Here is a 26,527-nt window from a genome sequence, read left to right as displayed (position 1 = left end):
GGTCAGAGTACTTTTTCAGTAATTAACTCTGACCCCATTTACTCTATCTGCTGGCTACCGCCTTTCTTACACTGGCGCCGTAGTCTTTATCGGCTAAGTCGTATTGCACGAACATAGCTTCTTGCACGTCTTGTGTAGCTTGGCTTAGACCATCAGCAATATTGTTTACCAACTGCTGTTTCTGATCTTCACTCATAACGCGGTACAAATCGCCTGCCTGGGAGTAGTTGTCTTCATCACGGTTATCATAAATATCTAACCATGCATCTTGCTCTAGCGGCATTGGTGGCTCTTGTACTTCTGGCGCTTCGGCTGGCTCACCAACTCGCGCACGGTTATTTGGATAGAAGTTTGCTCCACTTCCCGCAAGTGCTGGATTAACGCCTGCAAACGCACCGTCACGCTGATAATTGTGCACTGGACAGCGTGGCGCATTTACCGGTATTTGGTTGTAATTAGCGCCAATACGGTACCTGTGCGCATCTTGATATCCAATTAGTCGCGCTTGTAGCATCCTGTCTGGCGACACGCCAATACCCGGTACCAAATTGCTCGGCGCAAACGCTGCTTGCTCTGTTTCTGCAAAATAATTTTCCACATTGCGATTTAACTCCAGTTGCCCCACTTCAATCAACGGGAAGTCGCTGTGTGGCCATACCTTTGTTAAGTCAAACGGGTTAATACGGTAATTACGCGCTTCTTCTTCCGTCATAATTTGAACGTTTACAGTCCAAGATGGAAAGTCACCGTTATCAATGCTTTCAACAAGGTCTTGCTGCGCACCGTAAGCAGGCATTTTCGCCGCTTCTTCATTCGTTAACGTTTTGATGCCTTGATTAGTTTTAAAGTGCCACTTCACCCAATAGCGCTCACCGGCTTTATTCCATAAACTCAATGTATGAGAGCTGTAGCCGTTCACGTGGCGATAAGACAGCGGAATACCACGATCTGACATCAAAATTGTTGATTGGTGTAATGACTGCGGATTGTTCGCCCAAAACTCATATACCGCCTGCGGATCTGGTAAGTTAGTTCGCGGGTTCTTTTTCTGGCTGTGTATAAAATCAGGGAACTTAATGCCATCTCGCAAGAAAAACACTGGCGTATTATTGCCCACCATATCCCAGTTGCCCTGTTCGGTGTAAAACTTCACAGAAAAACCACGGGGGTCGCGAGCGTAGTCGCTTGAATCTTGACCACCACCTACTGTAGAGAAACGTAGAAAGACGTTAGTTTGCTGTCCTTCTTGCTGAAGAAAGTCGGCAATGGTGTAATCGGATAAACTCTTAGTAAGCGTAAAAGTACCATACGCTGCACTACCTCTAGCGTGAACTACGCGTTCAGGAATGCGCTCGCGGTTAAAGTGCGCAAGCTTCTCGAATAAATAGTGGTTGTCGAAAGTAACAGGGCCACGAGGTCCGGCGGTGCGACTTTGGTTGTCATTAGCAACGGGCGCACCATTGCTAGACGTTAGCGTGGTAGGGTTTATGGCTGTACCTGAAAATGGACACTTACTCATGCGAATTCCTTCTAGTTCGGTTTTGCCTGTTAAGAAGCAAATTTATGACGATAACGCTTCAACAAGGCACTACATAAGGTGAACTCTGAAACATTCTTCTAATCACCTTTTTCGTTTAGAAAGATAATGAGCGATCCCATTAAACTATTAAAGTAAACTAAATAGATAATGCTAATCGCGATTTTGAATTAGCAAAATTAATGAGCCGTGTCACTTCTTATCCCTTTTGAAAAAGGAAACTATTGAAGACCTTCACAATAAACTCGTTATCTTCGTTTTTTACGCGAAGTGCTGGGCGCATTACTTTTATGCAATAAAAGTCTACTGCCGCCTTTAAACCGTAATTATTCAAAATTCATCAATTCACTATTTGCTATGTCCAAACTACTTATCTACATTACAGGCGCACTGATGCTGCTAATTGTGGCGATAGCCTCGTGGAATACGTTTAAAACGTTAATGGATATAAGCGAGAGAAATAGCGAGCTGACATTTATGGGCAGTTCAGGGTGGCGCTGGCATGATGAGTCTCAGCGTATTCAGATTAAACGAGTGAAAAATCAACTGCCGGCTTTACGAAAGGTATCTGAAAACGGCGATTACGCCTCGCTCGTCACCATTACACAAAGCGGTAGCTATCGTGGCTTTGTTTTTTTTGATACCGATTGTGAGGACGGCGCTATTGTAACCGAGCGAGTGCCCTATGACGGCACAGAGCAAGCCAAGCGAGAAGTACTTCATTGCCTTCACGGTAAGTTGGTGTACATAGAAACGTGGCCTTCAGCACCAAAGATAAATTGGCAAGGGCGTATTGGAGATTTTCAATTTCAAGAAGCGTTAAGCAATTGGGACTTCACGCCTTTGCAAAAAGCTTACTTAAAAAGCGTGGCAGAACTCATTTAAAAGCAATGGGGTCAGAGTAACGACCCTGCCCCCAACTACTTATGGTGCTTAAGCTTTTGCGAGTGCGTCGTCAATATCTTGCGCGTTATGACGATTTTCTAGTTGCCCATCGTCGCCCCATGTTTTATTTACAATGCGACCCCGTTTAACGCCTTCGCGCTGTTCTAACTGCTTCGCCCAGCGCATAAGGTTCGAGTATTCGTGCACTTGAAGGAAAGTAGCTGCGTCGTATAAATTTCCTAACACCAAGTTCCCATACCACGGCCAAATTGCCATATCTGCGATGCTGTACTCACTCCCCGCCATAAACTCATTTTTCGCAAGGTGCTTATCAAGTACGTCTAGTTGACGCTTAGTTTCCATGGTGAAACGGTTTATGGGATATTCCATTGGGTAGGGTGCATAGCTATAAAAGTGACCAAACCCGCCACCAAGGTAAGGCGCTGAGCCTACCTGCCAAAATAGCCAGTTAAAACACTCTGCTTTTGCGTGTGGGTCCTGTGGAATGAACTTACCGAATTTTTCGGCCAGATAAACTAAGATAGAACCTGATTCAAAAAGTTTGGTCTCTGGTGATGTGGTCCTATCAACCATTGCAGGAATTTTGCTATTAGGGTTAACATCAACAAAGCCCGACGAAAATTGATCTCCCTCACCTATATTGATTAACCACGCATCGTATTGTGCTTCGCTAACGCCGGCAGCTAAAAGCTCTTCGAGCATAATAGTAACTTTCTGGCCGTTTGGTGTGGCAAGTGAATAAAGCTGCAGTCCATGCTCGCCTATTTGGCGCGCTTCTTCGTGCGTTGCTCCAGACACTGGGCGGTTGATGCTCGCCCATTTATTGCCGTCTCCTTCGGCCTGTGTCCAAACTTCAGGTGGCGTGTAATTACTTTCTGTCGACATAGCAATTCCTTCTCATAGTTTATTTGTTTCGTAAATCATATCTACGGTAATACTTGGCTATAAAGAACAACTTTTAAAGGCTTATGGCGCATAGCAGTCGATTAATAAACAGCAATATAAGTTTACTGACATAAAAAAACCACACATTGCATTAATACAACGTGCGGTTTTTTTGAATAAAAGGCGAGCAGTCCTTTGCCCGCAAACTGGTACTATTCGATAATCACCAATACCGCATTACTTGAGGCGACACGGGGGAATAGCGATAGTGTTAAAACCTTACTAACGAATCACTTAACTTCGTAATAGGCATCAATGAGCTCTGACTCATCCAAATAAGCAAACATTTCTTGCCCTTCATCTAAGGAAGTTTTTGGAGAAGGTTTAGGAGAGGCGTGACTAGAGGGCACTGCCTTTAAATGTGCTTCATCGTTGATATGGGAGCCATCGCATGCAGCAAGGGTAGCAAGAGCGGCCATCACTAATGACGTAGAAAATGAGCGCTTTATCACGCGCGAGTAGAAAGAACTTAGCTTACTGTTCGTCTTTTTTGTCATCAATAACACCTCTTGCTCCTTTTGGCTTCTGACGAGATGTATCAACCATTATGCCAAAAATAAATAAACCAACAAAATCAATAATTTAAAAAAGGAAAAGGTATTATGAGGGAGGTTTTGGCCAGGAAATGTTGCGCATCTGCAACACCTTTTTACAAAGCGCTGTCACTGTATTTTCTAAGTGAACAAAATACTCGCGATAAAGCACCGTCATTCGTTGAACTGACTTATATAAAGTTTGAGTGAACTAACTGCAGGTACAAAAAAAGCAGGCTCAGCCTGCTTTTTAAAACTTACGTTAAATTTTAAATACTCACGCGTTTATACGGGCGATATTCCGCTTTCCAGAAGTTGCGCTCTATGCTGTCGCGTAGTGCGTCATCTGACATTTCCAAGGCAAGCCCCTGCTCCATCGCCACCTTTCCCACTTCAAAAGCAATCTCACGGCTTATTTCAGCAATTGCAGCTAGCGGGGGTAGCAGCGACCCCAACCCTGTGTTGACTAATGGCGACGCCGCTGCAAGTGCGTTACTTGCAGCCATTAGCATTTCATCACTTATTAACTTCGCTTTTGAAGCGACAACCCCAAGGCCAATGCCAGGGAAAATATAGGAGTTGTTACATTGCGCAATTGGAATAACTTTGCCGTTGTACTCAACAGGTTTAAACGGGCTACCTGTTGCGATAATAACCTCGCCTTCTGTCCACTCGATAACCTGCTCAGGTCGCGCTTCTACTTGTCGAGATGGGTTACTCAGCGGGAAGATAATAGGTAATTCGCAACCTTGCTTCATGGCGCGAATAACTTGTTCGGTGAACAAACCAGGCTGTCCTGAAACACCAATGAGAACATCTGGTTGCGCACAGTGCATAACATCAAGTAACGATGCGTAATCACCACTGAATGTCCACTCAGCTAAATCGGCTTGCTTCTGCTGAAGCTTTTGTTGAAAGTCGCGCAAGCCTTCCATGCCTTCGGTTACCAAGCCAAAGCGGTCTATCATAAAGACTTGCTTACGCGCTTGTTCATCACTTAGACCTTCAAAGACCATTTGCTGTATAAGCATCTCGGCAATGCCACAGCCCGCTGAACCCGCGCCCACAAACACAACTTTCATGTCGCTAAGCTTCTGCTGCTTAGTTTTACAGGCCGCTAAAATGGTACCAAGCGTTACCGCAGCGGTACCTTGAATATCGTCGTTAAAGCAACACACTTCATTGCGATAGCGATTAAGCAAAGGCATAGCGTTTGGCTGTGCGAAGTCTTCAAACTGGATCATGACATCAGGCCAGCGGCGCTTAACCGCCTTGATAAACATGTCTACGAACTCATCGTACTCCTCCTGACCAATGCGCGGATGGCGGGCCCCCATGTACATAGGGTCGTTCAAGAGCTTTTCGTTGTTAGTACCCACATCAAGCATTACCGGTAAGGTATATGCTGGGCTAATACCCCCACAAGCGGTGTACAATGAAAGCTTACCAATAGGAATACCCATACCGCCAATACCTTGGTCACCTAGACCCAAAATGCGCTCACCGTCGGTAACAACAATCACCTTCACTTTGCGTTTAGTCGCATTTCGTACAATGTCGTCTAGCTGATGACGCTCTTCATAAGATACAAAGAGACCGCGTGAACTGCGGTATATATCAGAAAACTGCTCACAGGCATCTCCCACCGTCGGTGTATAGATGATAGGCATCATCTCATCGATATGTTTTTGAATGAGGCGGTAAAACAGCGTTTCGTTGTTGTCTTGAATGGCGCGCAAATAAATGTGCTTATTAAGCGCTTCATCAAAGCTGCTATATTGCATGTAAGCGCGTTCCACCTGCTCTTCTATGGTTTCATATCGAGGTGGAACTAACCCTGTTAGGTTGAACGCAGCCCGCTCGCGAGCGTTAAAGGCACTGCCTTTATTAAGTAGGGGGGTTTCCAGCAATGAAGGGCCGGCGTGAGGAATATAAAGATATCGCTGTGAATCTTCTGACATTGGATTTCCGATAATGTGTTCAGGCAAAATACATCGCCTAAGCCCGAAGCGGCACGCCTAAAACGTGCCTGCTTATAATTAGAATATTTCTTCTGGCTCTGGCGCAGTCGCTTTATCCTGCGTGGCAGGGTCCAGCACCTCGTCATCGCGAACATAGGTAGTTGGTTCTGTGCCTTGCAGGAAATATTCAAATAGTGTCGTATGGTCTGTACGTCGGGTCAACTTCCCACTGGTACGATCAATGCGAACCCGCACAATATCTTCTGGCACGGGCATAGGCGTATGAGGTTTATCTTTTAACGCCTTTTGCATAAACCTAATCCACGCCGGTCCCGCCGCCTTAGCGCCGTCTTCCGTGCCAATAAGTGCATTGCCTATCCAGTTAAATTTTTCTGGATTTTTGTTTATAAGGTTTTGGTTTCGCGTGGCGCGACCCAACTGCCGACCCATGTTGTCAAAGCCCACCCAAGCCGTAGCAACGAGATCTTTGTGGAATCCACTAAACCAGGTATCTCGAGAGTCGTTTGTAGTACCCGTTTTACCGGCAATGTCAGTTCGCTGAAGTATATTTCGTGCTCGCCAGCCTGTGCCCAACCAATAGGTTTTCTTACTCCAATTGCCATTAGCCCGAACGGCGGTACGCATCATTTCCGCCACTAAGAAGGCGTTTTGCGCAGTGATAACTTGAGGGGCGATCACTTTCTGTGCATCTTCTTCGCCACCGGCGTCGCCAAGTATAATGTCTTGATTTAGTTCCGCGGCAAGCAAGGCTTCAATGTCAGCCTCGTCATCTTCTGGCAATATTTCAGCCTCGCTTTGACTTTCACAACGATTACACGCCCACACGGGGTTCGCTTTCCAAAGCTCATCGCCGTTTTCATCCAACACTTTACTGATGAAATGGGGATTGACTAAGTAACCGCCGTTAGCGATAACCGACATGCCTCTTACCACTTCAAGCGGTGTATGAGAACTCGACCCCAAAGATACCGTTTCATCTAGTGGAATATCATCTTTATTAAAGCCAAAACGGGTTAAGTAGTCGGCGGTTTCTCTCAGCCCCACACCGCGCAACAGTCTAACCGACACTACGTTTTTAGACTTACCAAGCGCCTTACGCATTCTTATTGGCCCGTCGTACTCAGCGGGAGAGTTTTGCGGGCGCCAAGCAACGCCTGTAGCAGCATTCCACTGATTAATCGGGGCATCGTTAATAATGGACGCTAAGGTATAGCCGCTATTGATGGCAGCAGAATACACAAACGGCTTGATATTCGAACCCACTTGACGCCTAGCCTGGGTAGCGCGGTTGAACTGACTTTGATAGAAGCTATAACCGCCTACTACCGCTTCAACTGCACCGTTTTCTGGATTAAGCGCGATAAATGCGCCGCTGACTTCGGGAATTTGCGAAATACGCCACTGTGCTTCTTGCTGTCTAATATAAATAACAGCCCCTTCTTGGGTCACATCTGAAGCGGTTTTAGGGTCGCTGCCCTGCCTAAAGTCTGTGATGTAGCGGCGCGCCCAATCCAGCCCGTCCCAAGCTATTGTGCGAGTTTCACCATCTACAGACAGTACATCTATAGATTGCTCGTCTACCTTGGTCACAACAGACGGCATCAGAGGCTTGATGTGAGGCACCTCTTCTAGTACTCGAATAATAGACGTATTGTCCCAGTCATCTCTTGAGGTTTTATTGCTTATGTCGAAGCTCAATGACAGTTCAGGGATTTTTTCATCTTTACTCTCGGACTTAGGGATATTCCATAAGTAACCAAGAGGGCCTTTATAACCATGACGCTCGTCGTAGTCGTGTAAGTTTCGCACAACAGCCCGTTGTGCGGCGAGCTGAAGCTCAGACGTTGCAGTCGCAAACACCTGATACCCACCGGTTTCTGCCTCTTCCTTCCCGTAAATTTCAACCATTTCGTTGTAAATGGTGTCGGCGAGATAAGGTGCATCTACCTCAATTTCGGCACCATGCTTCTTAGCGGTAACAGGCGCACTCGCTGCTTCATCAAATTGTGCTTTAGTAATGTATTCTTCATCTAGCATACGCAGCAATACTACGCGGCGGCGTTCCACTGACCGCTCGGGCCCACTAATGGGGTTGAGTACGGAAGGGGCTTTAGGAAGACCGGCGATGGTAGCTATTTGCGCCAAAGAAAGCTCGTTGAGCGGCTTTCCGTAATACACCTGAGCCGCAGCACCAAAGCCAAACGCTCTGTGGCCTAATTCAATTTTGTTAAGGTAGAGTTCGAGAATATCTTGTTTAGAAAGCTCCTGCTCCATGTGTAAAGCAATAAAGATTTCTTTTATCTTTCTGATATATGTTTTTTCACGAGTAAGAAAGAAGCCTCGCGCTAGCTGCATGGTCAAGGTACTTGCGCCCTGACGTTTTTCGCCAGTTAGTACTAAGCTTACCGCAGCCCGCATAATGCCAATGGGGTCAATACCATGGTGTTCAAAGAAGCGACTGTCTTCGGTAGCAAGTATGGCGTCAATTAATTCTTGAGGTACTTCCTCAAGTTTTACCGGGATCCGCCGTTTAACTCCATACTGAGAAATAAGTTTTCCGTCTTTGGTGTATATTTGCATTGGTGTTTGCAGTCGTACATCCTTAAGTACAGTAACACTTGGTAGGTCAGGTTTGATATAAAAGTAAATACCTACCAGTGCTGCAACACCAATAAGGCCTGATAGGAAGCTAAATAATATAAGTGGTTTGATGTACTTCACTGTAACGGATACCAAGACATTTTGTTGAAATGACGTATATTTTATACGTATGTGTTATCTGTAGAACCATACGCACAATACTAATAGAGTAATATTGTACTTTAGAGCGACTACCATTGAAACTGGACACTTGCACATGAAATCGCTGTTTAAAAAAAAGCTGCCACCCATTGTGGGCTTAGATATAGGCACGCGTCAAATAAAAGCGGTGTGGTTAGAGCAATCGAAAGAGGGTTTTGTCCTTCAAGGGTATGCTTGTGAACCCATTAATAAAATTGCTTTTTCTGAACGCGATATTAAAGATTATGAATCGGTCAGTATCGCCTTGAAAAAAATTCGAAAATCACTGAAAACCAAGTTAAAGCTGGCCAATGTGGCGGTCGCGGGGACCTCAGTCATCAGTAAAATCGTTTACATGGAACCCGAGCAAAACGATTACGATTTAGAAAATCAAATTGAAATTGAGGCCGACAGCCTTATCCCCTACCCACTTGAAGAAGTATATTTAGACTTTGAAGAGATGGGGCCAAGTGCCACGCACACCGGTAAAGTAAACGTACTGCTAACTGCGGCACATAAAGATCTGGTAGACAGTCGACTATTGCTAGCCAGAGAAGCTAATTTCGAGCCTAAAATTGTCGATATGGAAAATTACGCCATCGGCAATGCACTGGATTTTTTTCATACGCCTCACGTAGAAGATGAACCCCTTTGTTGCGTTAATGTGGGGGCGTCTTTGCTCCAAATATGTGTAATTAAAAACGGCGATGTTATTTACACGAAAGAGCACGCGTTTGGCCTAAACCAGTTAGTCAATGATATCAGCGCAATTCACATGGTTGAGCGCGAAACAGCAGAACGCCAGCTTCTTGATGGCACACTGTCAGGAAACTGGGTTGAAGATACACTCCCCATTTTTGCTGCCAACCTTCAGCAGAACATCAATCGCGCTATACAAATGTACATGAGTACGTTACACGCAGAGCGCCCAACCAAAATACTCTTTAGCGGTGGAGCGGCGACGATAGCACCTCTTGTCGATATCCTAAAACAAGACTTAGGCCTTGATGTGAATTGCTTTAATCCCTTTAGCAATATGACAATTAACCCTAAACTTGATACTACTCGACTTAACAAGATAGCGCCTCAGCTTGCGATTGCCGCAGGGTTGGCGAGCCGGAGCTTTACGCCATGGCACATGTAAATTTATTGCCTTGGCGAGAAAAACAGCGCCAACATCAAAAACAACAATATTTAGCAGGCTTGTTGGCCGTGGCTGCCATTGTGGGCTTAATTTTTTGGTTTATCGGTCAAGCCATTGACCAGCAAATCAATAATCAAAACTCGCGCAATCAATATCTTGAGCGTGAAATCACTATACTCGATGCGCAAATTGGCGAGATTAAGACCGTAAAAGAAAAAAAGAGTGCAATAGAACAGCGTATGGCGCTAATTGAACAGCTTCAAGCTAGTCGAAATATTGCCCCTATCGTTTTTGATGAATTAGCTAAACTCGTTCCACCGGGCGTGGCTTTTGAAACGATGACACGCACCAACAACCGTATTGAAATAGAGGGAGTAAGCGATTCTAATAACCGCTTATCTGACTTCATGCGTGCGTTAGAAAATTCTAAAGTATTCGTTGCCGCAGAGCTCTCTACCATTAAATCTGACAGTAGCACTGCAAGAGCCATTAGCAACTTTACGCTCACCTTTTCAATAAATACGAATGTTGCTCCGCTAGAGGTTGAGAGTAGTAAGGCGCAGAAATAATGAAGTTTGACGTTTCTAAACTAAAAGAATTAAACGAACTCGATTTTGAACAAATCGCGATATGGCCCCATGAGGTACGTATTGTAGTTGCCGCTTTTGTGGCAATTTTGGTGGGCGCGTTAAGCTATTACCTGCTAGTCAGCCCCAAGCTGCCAATACAAGATGCGGCCGAGCTAAAAGAGCAAGAGCTAAAACTACAGTTCGAAGCGAAATATCGTATTGCTGCTAATCTAGATGCCTATGAAGCGCAGCTAAAACAAATAAGAGAAGATTTCTCTTCTATGCTCAAAAGCTTGCCCACGAGTAATGAAACGCCTGGGCTACTTGACGATATTACTTACGTGGGCACAGCATCAGGCCTTACATTTGAGCTTCTTAACTGGCAACAGGAAGTACCCAAAGAATTCTACACCGAGCTTCCCATTGAAATGGAAGTCAGTGGTGGCTACCACAACTTTGGCGAGTTTGTTGCGAAGGTGGCAGATTTACCGAGAATCGTAACCCTTCATGATTTCGAAATTAAGCGACAGCCAAACGGCCTATCGCTTAAACTTCAGGCGAAGACTTATCGCTCCGAAAGCGCCTCAGAACTTGAAGGAGATGAAAAATGATCCGATCGTTTTTATCTCTCATAACGCTATTTTTGATAGCGGGCTGTTCGCCGCAGCTCGACGATTTACAGGCCTACACACAAAACGTTAAAGAGCGGGCTCAGCCACAGGTTGAACCCTACCCTGAGTTTAAAACTCACCCGCCGTTTAACTATACAGCGAGTGATTTAAGAAGCCCGTTTGATCGCCCTCGAAATGCCGCTGTTCCCGTAGCGAAGTCGCGGGTGGAAAACTGTTTGCAGCCAAACTTTCAGCGTCCCAAACAAGCGCTTGAAGCCTATGGCGTAGATGCCCTTGCGCTTAGCGGTAACTTTTCGGTAAAAGGTGACAAATGGGCTTTATTAAAAAGTAATGATGGCGTACTACATAAAGCTAAAGTAGGGAGTCGTATTGGCTTGTTTTATGGCAAAATTACGCAAATTAACACTGACTCGATTACTATTGAGCAATTATTACCTGATGGTGCAGGCTGCTGGCAAAGGAAAACAACAACAATGACTACAGCATCGAAGGCGGGAGAGTAAGCATGGCCGAACGATACATATTTAACAAATCTCTGAATCGTAGAGCCCCTAGATGGTATTGGCTGGCCTTCATTGTAACAGCGATATTTTCGTTCACGCTATGGGTCTCTCCAGTAAAGGCGCAAGAGCCTATGTTGGTAGACCCCAATGCAACGCAAAATGCATTATCGAAAAGCTCAACCATAACCAACATTGACTTTACGCAAGCTGCCAATAATACCGCAGTCACTTTAGTCGAGTTTGAAGGTGAGGCTCCTAAAGTTCAGCTTATAGAATCTCAAGGTAAAGTGTCGCTTACCCTGGCAAACGCCACCTTAGGCGAAGACCAGTTATTAGAGTTAAATGTAGCCGACTTTGGCACAATGGTATCGACCATAGAAACCTTTGAAGACAAAGATGGTGCGAGAATAGAAATTAACTACTCAGGTCCGGTAACCGTTAGAAATACGGTTAAAGACGCTGTACTTCGCATTGCCATTTCACCCATGGATAGCGAACAACAAGAAGCACTGGAAGCCGAGAAAAAGTACACGGGCGACCCTATTTCCCTCGACTTTCAAGATGTACCTGTTAGGCAAGTTTTACAAATTATTGCGCAGGTTAACGGTTTTAACCTTGTGACCACCGACACGGTGTCAGGAAACGTTACGATCAGTTTGTCTGGTGTTCCCTGGGATCAAGCGCTAGATATGATTTTGCGTGTGAAAGGGCTAGATAAACGCCTAGAAGGCAATATTCTTCTTATTGCGCCTGCTGAAGAGCTTTCAGCCCGCGAGACACAAGCCCTTCAATCGAAAAAGCAGGTGTCAGATTTAGCGCCGCTTCACACCGTTAATATTTCAGTTAACTACGCTAAGGCTGCGGCACTTGCCACTATTTTGAAGTCGACAGAAGGCGGTATTCTTTCAGAAAGAGGTGGAGTGACCGTGGACGAGCGTACTAATACCTTACTTATTCGCGACACTTTAGCCTCAATTGATGAAGCTAGAAAGACGATCAATGCGTTGGATATTCCGGTTAAACAGGTGCTTATTGAAAGCCGCATGGTTACCGTACTAGACGACGTTGATGAACAGCTAGGCGTGCGCTGGGGCTTTAGTGACCGCCAGGATGACAATGGCATATCAGGCAGTATTGAAGGTGCAGATACCATTGCTGGTGGCGTTGTGCCAAGTATTGAAAACCGTCTTAATGTTAACCTTCCGGTAAGCAGCGCAGCAGGTAGTATCGGTTTTCAGATAGCCAGCTTGGTAGATGGCACCATACTCGATTTGGAACTGTCTGCATTAGAATCGGAAAATAAGGGCGAAATTATTGCAAGCCCGCGTATTACCGTTGCAAACCAGCACGAAGCGTACATTGAACAAGGTACCGAAATTCCTTATGTTCAAGCAACCTCGAGTGGTGCTACGTCAGTAGAATTCAAAAAAGCGGTACTGTCGCTTAAAGTAACGCCGCACATCACCCCTGATAATCGCATAATTCTTGATTTAGTGGTGACACAAGATACCCGAGGTGAGACGGTAACAACCTCTACAGGGGATGCCGTAGCTATTGACACCCAAGAGATTAAGACACAAGTCTTAGTGGAAAATGGTGAAACCATTGTGCTCGGTGGTATTTTTCAGCAAACCAGCTCTGACGGTGTGTCAAAAGTACCGCTATTTGGTGATTTGCCCCTTGTTGGCGCGCTATTTAGAAACTCATCTCAGCTTCAACAAAAACGTGAGCTTCTTATCTTCGTAACACCTAAGATAGTGACAGAACGACCATAATTGTTGGTTTGATAAACAAAAAATGCGCTTTTTAAAGCGCGTTTTTTCGTTTTAGGGCCTTTTTTGCCACTAAATTTACAGGTATAGGCTATTTGTTGGTAACAAAACTTGCAACGCCTTGCATGAAACTGAGATAATCCCCGCCTCGAAATTTAAGCGAGGTTTAAGGAGTGGTGCTTATTGGACACTAAATAGGCACGAGTCAATGGGTAGGCTGGTAAGGCAACAGTGCACTGCCCCTAACATGATTAAGTTGTGATATAAGCAAATATGGCTGAAAAACGTAATATCTTTTTAGTTGGCCCAATGGGTGCTGGCAAAAGTACCATCGGTAGACATCTGGCAGACGAACTTCACCTAGACTTTTTTGATTCTGATCAGGAAATTGAGCGCCGTACAGGTGCTGATATCGCTTGGATCTTTGATCTTGAAGGCGAAGACGGTTTCCGAGCGCGCGAAGAAAACGTCATTAATGATTTGACAGATAAGCAAGGTATCGTGCTTGCCACAGGCGGCGGCTCTATAGTCACTAAAGCTGTGCGTAATCGTTTATCTGCCCGTGGTATTGTTGTTTACCTACAAACAACAATCGACAAGCAAGTTGCCCGTACACAACGCGACAAACGTCGCCCTTTGCTGCAAAACGAAGATCCAGAACAAGTACTTCGCGATCTTGCAGAAATGCGCAACCCGCTTTACGAAGAAGTTGCTGATTACATTGTTGATACAGACGACCAAAGTGCGCGTGCTGTAGCAAATCAAATTATCAGTAAGATCGGTCTATAAATAAACTTATGTATTAGGAGGTGCTACGCCCATGTCAACCTTAACTGTGGAACTTGGAGAACGTAGCTATCCTATACAGATAGAGGCTGGGCTGCTTTCGCAACCTGGCCTTTTTAGTGCCTACATAAAAGGCCCGCTTGCCGTTATTGTAACCAACGAAACCGTTGCTCCACTTTATCTTGAAACGGCGAAGGCGGCATGTGGTGACGTTCACGTTGAAACCATTATCTTGCCTGACGGTGAGCAGCATAAAAATTTAGCGCAGTTCGAAGTTGTGATGACCCGCCTTCTTGAGCTTAACGCCGCCAGAGATACCACGCTAATTGCATTAGGTGGCGGAGTAATCGGTGACCTCACAGGCTTTGTTGCAGCGACCTATCAAAGGGGCGTGCCTTTTATTCAGGTTCCTACCACATTACTTTCTCAAGTAGACTCATCGGTTGGCGGTAAAACGGCGGTAAACCACCCTCTAGGTAAAAACATGATTGGTGCATTTTACCAACCTGTTTATGTTGCTATCGATACCGACTCGCTGGCGACACTACCGCCAAGAGAATTTGCTGCAGGTATGGCAGAAGTGATTAAATACGGCATCATTTACGATGCTGACTTTTTCACTTGGCTTGAAGAAAACGTAAATGCACTCACTTCACTAGACACAAGCATCCTAACCCAAGCTATTTCCCGCTGTTGTGAAATTAAAGCCGATGTTGTTGCTAAAGACGAGCGAGAAGGTGGTCTGCGCGCCATTCTCAATTTAGGCCACACGTTTGGACACGCAATTGAAGCAGAGCAAGGGTATGGCAATTGGTTACATGGCGAAGCGGTGGCCGCTGGTACTATACTTGCTTGTAAAGCTGCAGAAGGTTTATCGTGGTTTTCAGCGTCAGAAACACGTCGCGTGTCTGCGCTATTTGAAGCGTTTGCATTGCCTGTTAAAGGGCCAAGTAGCATGACTAAGGACGACTACGTTAAGCACATGAAACGCGATAAAAAGGTGGAAGCAGGCAATATTCGTTTTGTCCTTCCCCAAGGTATTGGCAAAGCGGTGGTCACCAAGGACGTTACCGACGACATTCTAACTGACATTATTGCTTAGCCTAACTATCGCAACATACTAGCAGCGATTGCACCGCTATAGGGTAGTGCCCCCAGAAGCGATGACATGGTCATTTTTTGCACCCAATGCACTTCTAGATCTGTCATTCAGGTAGAAGATAGCGCGGCTAGTCATAGGTTTAACAGTATCGGTTAATAAGGGCAAACTCCCATGCAAAGCGAGCTGCATGATCGTTTGGAATACTTGGTCAATTACTCCTCTCAGCTGATCTTTGTCAGCGGCGAGTCCATTGCTCAACAACAAAAAACCCTGGAAGCCTTCGTATTTCAACAGCACGACGATACTGAAATTGCGTATTTAACGGCGCAAGAAAATATGGAGCCGTCGGATTATCGCCGCCAACTCTGTCGGCAGCTGCTCGGGCAAGTCGTGGGCAGTTTCGTTAGACCCCTCAATGAATTACTTTCCGACTTGAATAGCCATGAAGGGCCTATTCTTATAGCCATAACGCAGGCACATAACCTTCCTGATGCCCTGCTGCAAGAGTTATGGGACCTTGTCTTACAGAGCCGGTTTGCGGGCAACAAGCAGCATTTAAATGTGCTTTTGTTTGCGAACAACGAGTGGGCAGAACGCGCTAAGCAGTGGCTTCCTGCAAAAAATACCGAAACGCCGCTTATTATTAGTAGTCAGTCAGTCATGAGTGAGCAGTCAAACGTTGAGTCTGAGCTCGACAAAATGATTGCTTCAAGGAGAGAAGCGTTTCAAGCGCATTTAGAGAACAGGCAGCGTGAAAACACGCTAACTTTTCACAACCCGCTAAAGGCCACATGGTTCTATGTATCAGTTGTATGTGTCTTTCTGCTAACTTTTTCTGGCTTAGTTTATTGGCAGTATGGCGATAAACTAGCGTCGCTGTTTTCACCGATAGAACAGCAAAATAGTACTGAAAATGAAGCTTTGCTAGTCGCGCCTGGTTCGGCCTATAAGACCCTTATGGATAGTAATACACAAGACACAGAAGAGAGCATTACTGGAGACATTGCAGGTGACATTGATAAAAGCAACATAAACGGCAGTGAATCTGAAAATGACGCTGAAATTCAAACTGCTAACGTAGAATTAGTGTCAGACCCAAATTCAACACTTCGTAAAAACAAAAGCTCGGGCAGCGTTTCAACTAAAGACGACACACTTATAACAGACTGGAACGCCGCTGTATCATCGCTTCCTGCGCAACCGCCTTCTTCAGAACAGCAAGGCAATACGGCTACGGCAACGAATAACCCGCTTGAAGAAGAGCAAACAAGTAGCGAAGAAAGTGTTAGTGCAACTAACAATCCCCGTGATTCTGTGAGCGAAGCGTCAGCCGAAAGTAACAATGCCGAGAATAACAATACGGTAAGTGAAAACATAAAAGGCACGCCTTCACAAAGTAACTGGATAACGGCCAACGACTACGCTATTCAAATGCTTGCTATGAAGGATGAATCTGTTCTCAAGGCCTTTTTACGCGAAAATGGCTTGGTTGAACATACCCGAATTTATAAAACCTTTCGCTATGGTGGCGCGTGGTTCGTAGTAGTTAACAAGAACATTTATACTTCGTTATCGCAAGCGCAACAAGCACGAACAGATTTACCCGAATACCCAGGTAAACAAAATGCTTTTATAAAGCGAGGAAACCAAATCCTCTCTGAAATGGGTAAAGCGCAAAATTAAGTCATTTCGCAACCGGATAGCCATATTATTTCCAGTAAACGAGCAAAATTCCCTTCTTGCTGCACTTGTTGGTTGTCCGTTTTACTGATGAAAGTTACAATCTACCTTTAGCGTGGTGATATCTGATACTGATCAGCATAAAAGTATAAAGACGACCCTTTCCCTTGGAACGGCGGCGCAAGGAAAAACCACCGTCTTCATTCCGTCTAGGTAGTAACGTTTAAGCATGATGCAGAAGAAAAACCGGGCTTTTTTAAAATGGGCCGGTGGCAAATACAGCTTGGTTGAGCATATTCAGGCCAGATTACCGCAAGCTAACAAACTTATAGAACCGTTTGTTGGTGCAGGCTCTGTGTTTTTGAATACGCAATACAAGCGCTACCTACTTAATGACATCAACCCCGATCTTATTAACTTATACAACTTCCTAAAAGCCCAGCCAGACGCGCTTATCAATGACGCTCGCTCGTTTTTCGATGGTAAACGCAACGAAGAGAAAATGTACTACGCGTTACGCGAAGAATTCAATGCTACCGAAGACGAGTATTATCGAGCTATCCTCTTTTTATATTTAAACCGTCATGGCTACAACGGTTTGTGTCGCTATAGCCTTCAAGGTCGTTTTAATGTGCCGTTTGGCCGTTACAAAAAGCCCTACTTTCCAGAAGACGAAATGTTTGTGTTTTCTGAAAAATCACAAAAAGCCACTTTCACCTGTCTACCGTTTGAGAAGGTTTTTTCAAGGGCTAGGCGAGGCAATGTTATTTATTGCGATCCACCCTACGCACCTATCAGTAAAACGGCTGCCTTTACTAGCTATGCAGCCCGTAGTTTTGGGCAAGAGTCTCAAGAAAAACTGGCAGAATTGGCCACCCGAGCATCTAAAAAGCGCGGAATTCCGGTATTAATATCGAACCACGATTTACCGCTAACCCGAGCCCTATACCAAGGTGCGGATTTCAGTATGCTGTCAGTAAAGCGGTCTATTAGTCAAAATGGTGCAAAGCGTCAACCGGTTGATGAAATACTCGCTTATTTTCCACCTGCGAAAGTTGTTGCCAAGCGAAAAGCTCGTAAGAAAAAAGCAGTGCAACGGCCTTCGGATTGAAGGCAATAATACGACAACAGAATAAATATTGGCGCCTTCGGTTTAGTTATATGATGTTTTAAGCTTAGCCTTCAGGGAAGACGCAAAGGAATTAGCCGCCGTAGCCTGTATACCACTTTACGAACATAAATAGTGACACAACAAATAGCGCTACCAAAATTACCCCAATAACAGCAAAGCTGATAAAAGTGCCTTTAGTAAAGTCGCGTTCATAGTTTTTGTGGCTTTGAACACCGAACAGACTTGCGACTACACTACCTAGAACAGACCAGAAACCAGTACCAGATGGCATAGTGTCCCCTACGCGTCGTTCGAAGGAGAGGTGAAATCTCGATTACCATCGTCGCTGTGCAGCAACTCCAGTAAATCTAAAAAGTGAAACTGAAAGGATGGCGATTTACCCGCGATCCAAGATAGCCAGCTAACTTCCTCTACACCGTCTTGGTATCGAGCACATTGATTTTGAATGTGGCTGGCTGGTAGCTTAGGGTTAAATTCGGTGACGGGTTGGTATTCACATACCGACGAGTGTGAGCTTGGCGGATTCGTGACTGCTACGCTAACTAGCGCTACAGCTGCAGATATCGCAAAAAATGGGAGAACTTTCATCCTGAATACTCCTTACACTCGTTTAAAAATTAATCTCATTATAATCAAAAGCAGGTTACTAACAAGTTAAAAATGCGTTGCCTTTAAAAATGAAAAGCCTAATGAACTGACATTAGGCTTTTACTACTCAACGTTTTGTTAAAGGCTATCTAATAGCCTTTGAACAAGTCTTACAGCTGGAAGTCGACTGAGTAAGCTACAGTGAATTTAACTGCATCGTTATCAAACTCATCATCGCCGCCCATATCATCTAGGTCGGTCCCTGTAATTGCAAAGCTAAAGCCATCTTTCGCGATTGATACGCCGTAGTCTACATAACCTTCAACACCGTTAAACGCTTCCGCAAAGTCACCTTCGTGATAACCAACGTGGAAACCAAGTTCGGTGCCATTTAGAATTTCCATGCCGTAGTCAAGAGACGTATAAGATGCTTGAGCAAATCCAAAATCTTGGCCTTCACCTTCATCAGCTTCGGTGTGTGCTAATAAGTAAACCGTTAGGCTTAAGCCGCCCATACCTACTGAGCCATAAACTTCAGCGAAGTCAAAGTTCGCTTCATCATCGTAGTTGTAATAAAGGTAACCAAAGTCGTAAGCAATGCCGTCAGACTCGCCAGAAAAACCAAAGTACATGTCGTGCTCATATGAATATACATCGCCTGCACCATAGTTCACGTTAGATGCCCACGTACCCGCATAAAAACCACTTTCGTGTGCGTAGTCGATACCGCCCTGAACAGCAGCTTCGTTAGTAGTTTGTGTTAGACCACGCCAAATGTAGTTGCTGGTCGCGCTTGCATTGGCAGTAAATTCACCTTCTGCATAGCTAGGCATGGCTGTTAACAGACACGCTGAAGAAATTGCAGCGGCAAGGATTGTTCTTTTTGTAGATGTTTTCATGTGTGTTCTCCAGTCAAAATTCAAACTTGTTATAATTCGTTTTTCTGTCTGTGTTTTCTTTTTTGGACTGATTAACGCAAAGTTGATGCCCATTTATGGTTCACCAAAAAACTTTGCTCAAAAAATTTTAACTCACTGATTTAATTTAATAAATCAACCTACCAAAAAATAGTGCCGTTAAATCCATCGCATTCAACCTGAACAAAAACGCACCAACATAACGCACCCTCCCCATTATTGGGCAAGGCATTCTTATACCCTCGTCTATCTATAATTCCAGTGAAATGAACGCTGATTTAGCCTTTGCATAGTAAAGAAGCACGGATTTGGGTAAACTTTCGCAACCCTAAAACGTAAGTGGCAACAAACCCTGTTGTTTATAGATTTAAAGGACATGAAATGAAACCATTCCTAATTGCCCCATCTATACTTTCTGCTGACTTTGCCCGTCTTGGCGAAGACGTAGACAACGTATTAAAAGCAGGCGCCGATGTGGTGCATTTCGATGTGATGGATAACCACTATGTACCAAACCTTACGTTTGGGCCTATGATTTGTGAAGCGTTGAGAAATTACGGCATTACTGCACCCATTGATGTGCATCTTATGGTTAAGCCCGTAGACGATTTGATAGAAAAGTTTGCCGACGCTAGCGCTAGCTATATTAGCTTTCACCCAGAAGCGTCTGATCACATAGATCGTTCTTTACAACTCATCATTGACGCCGGCTGTAAACCAGGTCTGGTATTTAACCCAGCCACGCCGCTACATTACCTTGACCACGTCATGGACAAGCTGCACCACATTCTTATTATGTCGGTGAACCCAGGCTTTGGCGGTCAAAAATTTATACCTAGTACCCTAGATAAAGTGCGCGCAGTTAAGCAGCGCGTTTTAGAAAGTGGCTATGATATTCGAATTGAAATTGACGGTGGCGTAAAAGTAGATAATATTCGCGACATAGCCGAAGCGGGTGCGGATATGTTTGTTGCCGGTTCAGCTATTTTTTCTCAACCCGATTACGGCGATGTCATCGAGCAAATGCGCGATGAACTGGCGTCATTATCTAAAGCATAGTTTTTAAAGCTAAACGTTCTCAAACTTAGTTTTAACAGTATTTAACGTATTACAGGTAAAAAGAAATGAGTAATAAACCCGTTGTATTAAGTGGCTGTCAGCCTTCAGGCCAACTTACCCTTGGCAATTACATGGGTGCGCTTAAGCATTGGGTTTCCATGCAAGACGATCACGACTGCTTGTATATGATTGTAGACTTGCATGCCATTACGGTAAGACAAGACCCCAAGCAGCTAGCAGAAGCGTGCTTAGACGGCCTTTCTCTTTACCTTGCGTGTGGTATTGACCCACAAAAAAGCACGCTGTTTTTACAATCCCATGTGCCGGAACACGCTCAGCTCTCATGGGTTCTCAATTGCTATGCTCAAATGGGTGAGCTAAATCGCATGACTCAGTTTAAAGATAAGTCGGCGAAAAACGAAAATAATATCAACGTTGGTTTATATAGCTACCCTGTGCTTCAGGCTGCCGATATTTTGCTTTATCAAGCAGATAAGGTACCAGTAGGTGAAGACCAAAAGCAGCACTTAGAGTTGACCCGCGATATCGCAACCCGCGTGAATAACCGATATGGCGATGTGTTTAAATTGCCTGACCCTTACATCCCAGATTTCGGCGCGCGCATTATGAGCTTGCAAGAGCCGGAAAAGAAGATGTCGAAGTCAGACAATAATCCGAACAACTTTATTGGTCTGTTAGAAGAACCCAAGAAGTTGGCGAAGAAGATTAAGCGCGCGGTAACGGACTCTGACGAGCAAGCCAATATTTATTTCAACCCAACAGAAAAGCCTGGTGTATCTAACTTACTTACCCTGCTTTCTCTTTCTACCGGAAAATCGATTAAAGCGCTTGAACCTGAGTATACCGACAAAATGTACGGCCATCTTAAAGGCGATGTCGCAGACGCCGTCGTCGCGTTACTAGAGCCAATTCAAGCGCGTTATGCCGAAATTCGAGCAGACCGAGCTTACCTTGACGATGTTATGCGTCAGGGTGCGGAAAAAGCGTCTGCTCGCGCTGCAGAAACGCTCGCAAAGGTATACAACGCGGTTGGTTTTATACCTAAGCCATAAGACTACGCTGCCAGTTTGTTATGAAAGCCACGACGGGCAAGTATCACCCTTCGTGGCCATCACTTTCGCCTAACAGGATTACCTAGGAATAGCGCTGCTGTGTTGCTGTTAATTGATAATTTCGATTCATTCACTCATAACCTTGCTCGGTACTTCACAGAACTTGGTGCCAACGTTGAAGTGGTGAGAAACAATGCACTGACTATCGACGACATAGAACGCCTTGCCCCTTCACAGCTTGTTATATCCCCCGGTCCGTGTACACCGAACGAAGCCGGTATAAGCTTATCTGCTATTTCTCATTTCGCCGGTAAACTGCCTATTTTAGGTGTGTGCCTAGGCCATCAGGCTATCGGCCAGGTGTTTGGTGCTGATGTAGTAGGCGCTCAAGAAATAAAACACGGCAAGGTTTCCACGTTAAAGCACAAGCAAACCGGTTTGTTTAAAACGCTTCCCAAAGCCTTTAACGTTACCCGCTACCACTCACTTGTGTTAAACCCAACAACAATGCCTCGTTCTCTTCAGGTTGACGCATGGTGCGAGACCGCACAAGGTAGGAAAGAGATCATGGCTATTTCACATACCCACCACCCTATATGGGGGGTACAGTATCATCCCGAATCACTGCTCACTGAACATGGTCACAGTGTGCTAGACGCTTTTTTGCGCTTCAAAATGCCTTAAGTTAATTCAACTACTGCCGATACGTTTTAGTAGTGTAAAAGCTGACGCTTTAAAGGCAGTATTTCTCGCAATTCACTGATTTTTCGTTTAACTTTCATAAGTCCATTTAGCGTTGGCACGCTAAATAGTGGTTATGTATCAACGGGGAAGCGCTATATCAGCGTTGATGAAAAATTATGTCGTTCGAAAAGCCGTAGCTGTTATTTATTCCATTGCAGAGCGAACGTTATAAGGCCCCTGATGTACGATAATATTGCCGTTCAACAAAAAGTTATGAGCAGGAGTGCTTTTAATATGACAATGGGGGCAACCACACCGCCCACAATCGACGAACGATTCGAGAACATGCTTATTTCTCCAGAACGCGTGCTCGAAATGCTAGGAAGGCGTCGAGTTGGTGAAGTGAGCTTCGAACAATCTGAACAAGGTGACGCTCGTCGGCTACTGCTGAATGTTGAGAAAGTGGCGATTGAGAATAAGCGCCTGCAAGAAAAAACGGAAGCAACCTATCAAGAGTCGGTAAGCCATCAACTTCACGAGATACTTTTCGAAGAGTTGACCGAGCAACTCAGCTATACCGACGAACTTGTACAAAACGTACTTAATTTACCAGAAAACATCGGCGGATTGCTTGATGCGCTCTCAGTAAGGGCGTGTTCTGTCTCTAAATTAGAGCCCATCGCCGCTACCATGCCGTGGCTTTACGATGAGCTTATCGTTGTCGTGAATACCCCCCAATTTAGACGTAAAGACTCTCGCGGTCGCATTATCGTTGTTGAAACGCTGAGAACGGCGCTTAGCTTTTTAGGTATAGAAAACTTACGCACCTTAATCCCTTCGCTAATTTTAAAGCGCGCTATGCCGCAAATTACCGACCCCTATCCGTTAATCAAGCAAAAGCTTACACGATATTCGACGGGTGTAGCCATGACAACAAAGCGCTTAGGGATTATCAATGACATTAACAAAAATACCGCCTATACGTTGGGTATGCTAAGTAACTTAGGGCGCTGTGCAGTAACACGGCTTTACTTCAAACTGTTTGATAAAATTCAGCTTCACCTGCTAAAAGAGTGTCAAAAAGACAAGGAGCAAAAGCGACATGAAGCCTTACTTAAAATAACTCCCTCAGCAAATCATCTTATTGCTATGCAACAAGAGTTTGCCGATGCAGTAAGTGCCGACATCATGGAATGGATGAATTTGAAACGGCTGCCTATTGCATCGCCTATGCGGGATTGTGCGAACAAGATACCGGCTGAAAGTGGTAGCCTGTGCAAAGTACTTCATCAGGCTCGCTCTTATACACAAGTTCGGATGTTACACCAATTGAAACTGGTTGAGATGAAAGATGTAAAGCCTCTTTTTGTTGAACAAAAGTACCCTCAAGGGGCCCTTGAGAAACTTAAAACTATCGATATTTTTACTCTTCCATTAGTTAAAAACGAAGACAGTCATTAAAAATTTAGTGGATATTCATGCACTCGTTATGCAATGTGCAACATGAAATTCACTTATCCTCTAGAAAACGGGCTTTCCTTACGGCTTTGCCCGCCAACCTCAGTATAGACATGCGTGTTTGGACGATACTTTTTTCAACAATTTACTCGCGCAGCAATGCTGCTATAGCCAGCGTATAACCGTTTTCCAAGCAGAAAACTCGATTATTACTAAATGATATAGCCCAGTAGTTAATAGTTATTCACTTTTCCTGCAAATTAAGCCACAGTCCTTATAGATAAAGGGCTGCAGCCTTTTAGGAAGAAGACAAATGTTAAAAAAAATGGCATACTGTAAACCAAATCCGATTAGTTTTTATGCGCTAAAATAATGTTGCGTGCTTAAGAGTGGGAAGAAATTCTCTTCCAATGCTTTACGAACATGAACACAAAAAAGTGGTTTAGCGCCCAATGCAGAGGTAACAAAGATGAACGTAACTCGCGCTACATTTGATGATGTAATGGTTCCTAACTATAACCCAGCAGGTATGGTACCTGTTCGAGGTGAAGGTTCACGCGTATGGGATCAAGAGGGTGCTGAGTACATCGACTTTGCAGGCGGTATCGCAGTAAATGTTTTAGGCCACTGCCATCCTGAGCTAGTTAAAGCACTAAATGAACAAGGCAGCAAGCTTTGGCATTTAAGTAATGTATTTACCAACGAACCCGCTCTTCGCCTTGCTAAAAAGCTTAACGATGCCACCTTTTCCGACAAAGTTTATTTTGCGAACTCAGGTGCAGAAGCTAATGAGGCGGCGCTAAAGTTAGCTCGTCGCTGGGCGCTAGACAAGCACGGCGAAGATAAGAACCAAATCATTGCGTTTAATAAAGGTTTCCACGGCCGTACGTTCTTTACCGTAACGGTTGGGGGTCAAGCGGCTTACTCTGATGGTTTTGGCCCTAAGCCGGGCGCAGTTGACCATTGTGATTACAACGACCTCGCTGCATTTGAAGCACTTATCTCTGACAAAACCTGTGCGGTAATGATGGAGCCATTGCAAGGCGAAGGCGGCATCATTCCACCAGACGCTGACTTTGTAAAAGGGGTTCGCGAGCTATGCGACAAGCACAACGCGCTACTTATATTTGATGAAGTCCAGTCAGGCGTTGGTCGTACTGGCCACCTGTATGCTTACATGGGTCTTGGCGTAACACCGGATATCCTTACCACAGCAAAATCGTTAGGCGGCGGCTTTCCAATTGGTGCCATGCTAACTACAAATGATATTGCCGCACACCTTAAACCAGGCACTCACGGCAGTACGTACGGCGGAAACCCATTGGCCTGTGCGGTTGCGGAAAAAGCATTAGATATCGTTAATCAGCCAGAAGTACTTGAAGGTGTACTTAAAAAAGAAGCGCTTTTCCGTGAGCTTTTAGGTGCGATTAACGAAAAATACAACGTATTTGATGAAGTTCGTGGTCAAGGCATGCTGCTAGGCTGTGCACTAAATGAAAAATACCAAGGTCGCGCCCGTGACTTCATGATGGCAGCAACGAAAGAAAACCTAATGTGCTTGGTTGCCGGTATGAACGTGATTCGTTTTGCGCCTTCATTGGTTATCCCTGATGAAGACATTAAAGAAGGTTTAGCACGTTTTGAGCGCGCCGTTGCCGCCGTTGTAAACGCCGAATAATTACAACACGAGTAGCGAACATGAATATCATTCGCCCTATTACAAAGGCCGACTATAACGCGCTGAAAGAAATTGCCGTTGAATCGGGTATTGGCTTTACGTCACTGCCCGTTAACGACGAGTTACTACAGCGCAAAATTGATCGTGCAGAAACTGCGTTTAACAAACCTAACGTAACCGAGCCTGGCGATGAGTCATACTTGTTTGTAATGGAAGATACCACTTCCGGTACGGTTGTGGGCACGACAGGTATTGAAGCTGCAGTTGGTATTGACGATGCTTTCTATCACTACCATTTAAGTAAAGTAGTGCATGCTTCTCGCGAGCTAAACATTCACAATACGGTAGACATTTTAACGTTTTGTAATGACTACACCGGTGTCACTGAAATCTGCACCCTCTTTCTTCGTGAGCAAGCGCGAGGCGGTATTAACGGCCGCTTCCTGTCTAAAGTTCGCTTCTTGTTTATGATGGAACATCGCGAGCGCTTTTCAGAAACCGTGATTGCCGAAATGCGTGGTGTAAGTGACGAAGAAGGCCGTTCACCGTTTTGGGAATGGCTAGAGACCCACTTCTTCTCTATGGACTTTCCAACGGCCGACTACCTCACGGGTATTGGCAACAAGGTGTTCATTGCTGAACTTATGCCTAAATACCCGATTTACGTAAATTTACTGAGTAAAGAAGCTCAAGAAGTGATTGGCGAGGTACACGAAAAAACCCGCCCAGCCCTTCAGCTATTAGAGGAAGAGGGCTTTTCTTGCCGCGGTTACGTAGATATTTTCGACGCAGGCCCCACGGTTGAAGCGAACCTAAGCCATATTCGCACTGCACAGTCGAGTGTAAAACTACCGGTTTTCATTGACGACAACGCAGCTGCGTTAGGGCAAACGCACTACATTATTAACACATCTATATCTGATTTCCGTGCAGTAGCCACCGAAATGACGGTAAGCGAAGAGAAGCAGGTTGCCGTGCTTTCTCGCCAGGCCGCTGCTGCACTGAATGTGAAAGAGGGTGAACACGTACGCTTTGCCCCTGTCACCTACAGAGACTAAAAGGACAC

24 protein-coding genes are annotated in these 26,527 nt (G+C 45.0%); 16 read left to right on the top strand and 8 right to left on the bottom strand.

The genetic code is table 11. The features are described 5' to 3' along the window. Positions 1–43 precede the first annotated feature (43 nt). Positions 44–1,519, bottom strand: a complete 1,476-nt coding sequence (locus tag ACTRWF_RS17040; protein ID WP_020742763.1) for a catalase — start codon at positions 1,517–1,519, stop codon at positions 44–46. 375 nt (positions 1,520–1,894) lie between these two features. On the opposite strand from ACTRWF_RS17040, the gene ACTRWF_RS17035 reads away from it, so the two are divergent. Next, positions 1,895–2,422: a hypothetical protein gene (locus ACTRWF_RS17035; protein ID WP_041702980.1), complete on the top strand. Its 528-nt coding sequence runs from the start codon at positions 1,895–1,897 to the stop codon at positions 2,420–2,422. A gap of 48 nt (positions 2,423–2,470) precedes the next feature. On the opposite strand, the gene yghU is transcribed toward ACTRWF_RS17035, so the two are convergent. The 4 genes from yghU to ACTRWF_RS17015 all read right to left on the bottom strand — a co-directional run bounded on the left by yghU (position 2,471) and on the right by ACTRWF_RS17015 (position 8,624). Next, positions 2,471–3,328: a glutathione-dependent disulfide-bond oxidoreductase gene (yghU, locus tag ACTRWF_RS17030; RefSeq protein ID WP_012517026.1), complete on the bottom strand. Its 858-nt coding sequence runs from the start codon at positions 3,326–3,328 to the stop codon at positions 2,471–2,473. A 290-nt stretch (positions 3,329–3,618) separates the two neighbouring features. Then, on the bottom strand, positions 3,619–3,885 hold the full coding sequence (locus tag ACTRWF_RS17025) for a hypothetical protein (RefSeq protein WP_020742762.1): 267 nt from the start codon (positions 3,883–3,885) through the stop codon (positions 3,619–3,621). 305 nt (positions 3,886–4,190) lie between these two features. Further along, entirely contained in the window at positions 4,191–5,882 is a 1,692-nt protein-coding gene (locus ACTRWF_RS17020) for an NAD-dependent malic enzyme (RefSeq protein WP_012517024.1), read from the bottom strand. A gap of 78 nt (positions 5,883–5,960) precedes the next feature. Further along, on the bottom strand, positions 5,961–8,624 hold the full coding sequence (locus tag ACTRWF_RS17015) for a penicillin-binding protein 1A (protein ID WP_012517023.1): 2,664 nt from the start codon (positions 8,622–8,624) through the stop codon (positions 5,961–5,963). A 136-nt stretch (positions 8,625–8,760) separates the two neighbouring features. On the opposite strand from ACTRWF_RS17015, the gene pilM reads away from it, so the two are divergent. The 9 genes from pilM to ACTRWF_RS16970 all read left to right on the top strand — a co-directional run bounded on the left by pilM (position 8,761) and on the right by ACTRWF_RS16970 (position 17,983). Beyond that, complete coding sequence (gene pilM, locus ACTRWF_RS17010) at positions 8,761–9,828, top strand: type IV pilus assembly protein PilM (RefSeq protein ID WP_020742761.1); 1,068 nt, start codon at positions 8,761–8,763, stop codon at positions 9,826–9,828. Continuing rightward, positions 9,816–10,397 carry a PilN domain-containing protein gene (locus ACTRWF_RS17005; RefSeq protein ID WP_020742760.1) on the top strand — a complete coding sequence of 194 codons (582 nt, stop codon included), beginning with the start codon at positions 9,816–9,818 and terminating at the stop codon, positions 10,395–10,397. The genes pilM and ACTRWF_RS17005 overlap by 13 nt, the downstream gene beginning before the upstream one ends. After that, positions 10,397–11,008, top strand: coding sequence for a type IV pilus inner membrane component PilO (locus tag ACTRWF_RS17000; RefSeq protein WP_015066095.1), 612 nt, complete (start codon positions 10,397–10,399; stop codon positions 11,006–11,008). The genes ACTRWF_RS17005 and ACTRWF_RS17000 overlap by 1 nt, the downstream gene beginning before the upstream one ends. Next, entirely contained in the window at positions 11,005–11,532 is a 528-nt protein-coding gene (locus ACTRWF_RS16995; RefSeq protein WP_012517019.1) for a pilus assembly protein PilP, read from the top strand. The genes ACTRWF_RS17000 and ACTRWF_RS16995 overlap by 4 nt, the downstream gene beginning before the upstream one ends. A gap of 2 nt (positions 11,533–11,534) precedes the next feature. Then, positions 11,535–13,307, top strand: a complete 1,773-nt coding sequence (locus ACTRWF_RS16990) for a type IV pilus secretin PilQ (RefSeq protein ID WP_020742759.1) — start codon at positions 11,535–11,537, stop codon at positions 13,305–13,307. A 270-nt stretch (positions 13,308–13,577) separates the two neighbouring features. Further along, the gene (gene aroK / locus ACTRWF_RS16985; protein WP_012517017.1) at positions 13,578–14,093 is read left to right on the top strand and encodes a shikimate kinase AroK; all 516 of its coding nucleotides are present in this window, start codon (positions 13,578–13,580) and stop codon (positions 14,091–14,093) included. A gap of 31 nt (positions 14,094–14,124) precedes the next feature. Beyond that, positions 14,125–15,192 (top strand): 3-dehydroquinate synthase, encoded by a 1,068-nt coding sequence (aroB, locus tag ACTRWF_RS16980; protein WP_020742758.1) that lies wholly within the window; start codon positions 14,125–14,127, stop codon positions 15,190–15,192. 171 nt (positions 15,193–15,363) lie between these two features. Beyond that, positions 15,364–16,875 (top strand): SPOR domain-containing protein, encoded by a 1,512-nt coding sequence (locus ACTRWF_RS16975; protein WP_020742757.1) that lies wholly within the window; start codon positions 15,364–15,366, stop codon positions 16,873–16,875. A gap of 226 nt (positions 16,876–17,101) precedes the next feature. Further along, entirely contained in the window at positions 17,102–17,983 is an 882-nt protein-coding gene (locus tag ACTRWF_RS16970) for a Dam family site-specific DNA-(adenine-N6)-methyltransferase (protein ID WP_012517014.1), read from the top strand. Between the two features lie 91 nt (positions 17,984–18,074). Here ACTRWF_RS16970 and ACTRWF_RS16965 read toward each other — a convergent pair whose 3' ends face one another. From ACTRWF_RS16965 to ACTRWF_RS16955, 3 genes are all read right to left on the bottom strand, one after another. Next, a complete protein-coding gene (locus tag ACTRWF_RS16965; protein ID WP_012517013.1) occupies positions 18,075–18,275 on the bottom strand; it encodes a DUF2970 domain-containing protein in 201 nt (66 codons plus the stop codon). A gap of 8 nt (positions 18,276–18,283) precedes the next feature. Next, complete coding sequence (locus tag ACTRWF_RS16960) at positions 18,284–18,592, bottom strand: hypothetical protein (protein WP_012517012.1); 309 nt, start codon at positions 18,590–18,592, stop codon at positions 18,284–18,286. Positions 18,593–18,762: 170 nt separating this feature from the next. Beyond that, positions 18,763–19,584, bottom strand: coding sequence for a TorF family putative porin (locus tag ACTRWF_RS16955; protein WP_012517011.1), 822 nt, complete (start codon positions 19,582–19,584; stop codon positions 18,763–18,765). A gap of 306 nt (positions 19,585–19,890) precedes the next feature. On the opposite strand from ACTRWF_RS16955, the gene rpe reads away from it, so the two are divergent. The 6 genes from rpe to astA all read left to right on the top strand — a co-directional run bounded on the left by rpe (position 19,891) and on the right by astA (position 26,519). Continuing rightward, complete coding sequence (rpe, locus tag ACTRWF_RS16950; protein WP_020745245.1) at positions 19,891–20,568, top strand: ribulose-phosphate 3-epimerase; 678 nt, start codon at positions 19,891–19,893, stop codon at positions 20,566–20,568. A 65-nt stretch (positions 20,569–20,633) separates the two neighbouring features. Continuing rightward, the gene (gene trpS / locus ACTRWF_RS16945) at positions 20,634–21,641 is read left to right on the top strand and encodes a tryptophan--tRNA ligase (protein WP_015066091.1); all 1,008 of its coding nucleotides are present in this window, start codon (positions 20,634–20,636) and stop codon (positions 21,639–21,641) included. A 99-nt stretch (positions 21,642–21,740) separates the two neighbouring features. After that, complete coding sequence (locus tag ACTRWF_RS16940; protein WP_462835922.1) at positions 21,741–22,325, top strand: glutamine amidotransferase-related protein; 585 nt, start codon at positions 21,741–21,743, stop codon at positions 22,323–22,325. Between the two features lie 294 nt (positions 22,326–22,619). After that, positions 22,620–23,786 (top strand): HDOD domain-containing protein, encoded by a 1,167-nt coding sequence (locus ACTRWF_RS16935; RefSeq protein ID WP_462835921.1) that lies wholly within the window; start codon positions 22,620–22,622, stop codon positions 23,784–23,786. A gap of 466 nt (positions 23,787–24,252) precedes the next feature. Beyond that, positions 24,253–25,461, top strand: a complete 1,209-nt coding sequence (locus ACTRWF_RS16930) for an acetylornithine/succinyldiaminopimelate transaminase (RefSeq protein WP_462835920.1) — start codon at positions 24,253–24,255, stop codon at positions 25,459–25,461. 20 nt (positions 25,462–25,481) lie between these two features. Beyond that, positions 25,482–26,519: an arginine N-succinyltransferase gene (gene astA / locus ACTRWF_RS16925; protein WP_012517005.1), complete on the top strand. Its 1,038-nt coding sequence runs from the start codon at positions 25,482–25,484 to the stop codon at positions 26,517–26,519. Positions 26,520–26,527 lie beyond the last annotated feature (8 nt).

This window comes from Alteromonas sp. G5_S2_22_S1, assembly GCF_054968525.1.
The sequence above is the reverse complement of the archived record's forward strand: the minus strand, read 5'-3'. Positions and strand labels throughout refer to the sequence as shown.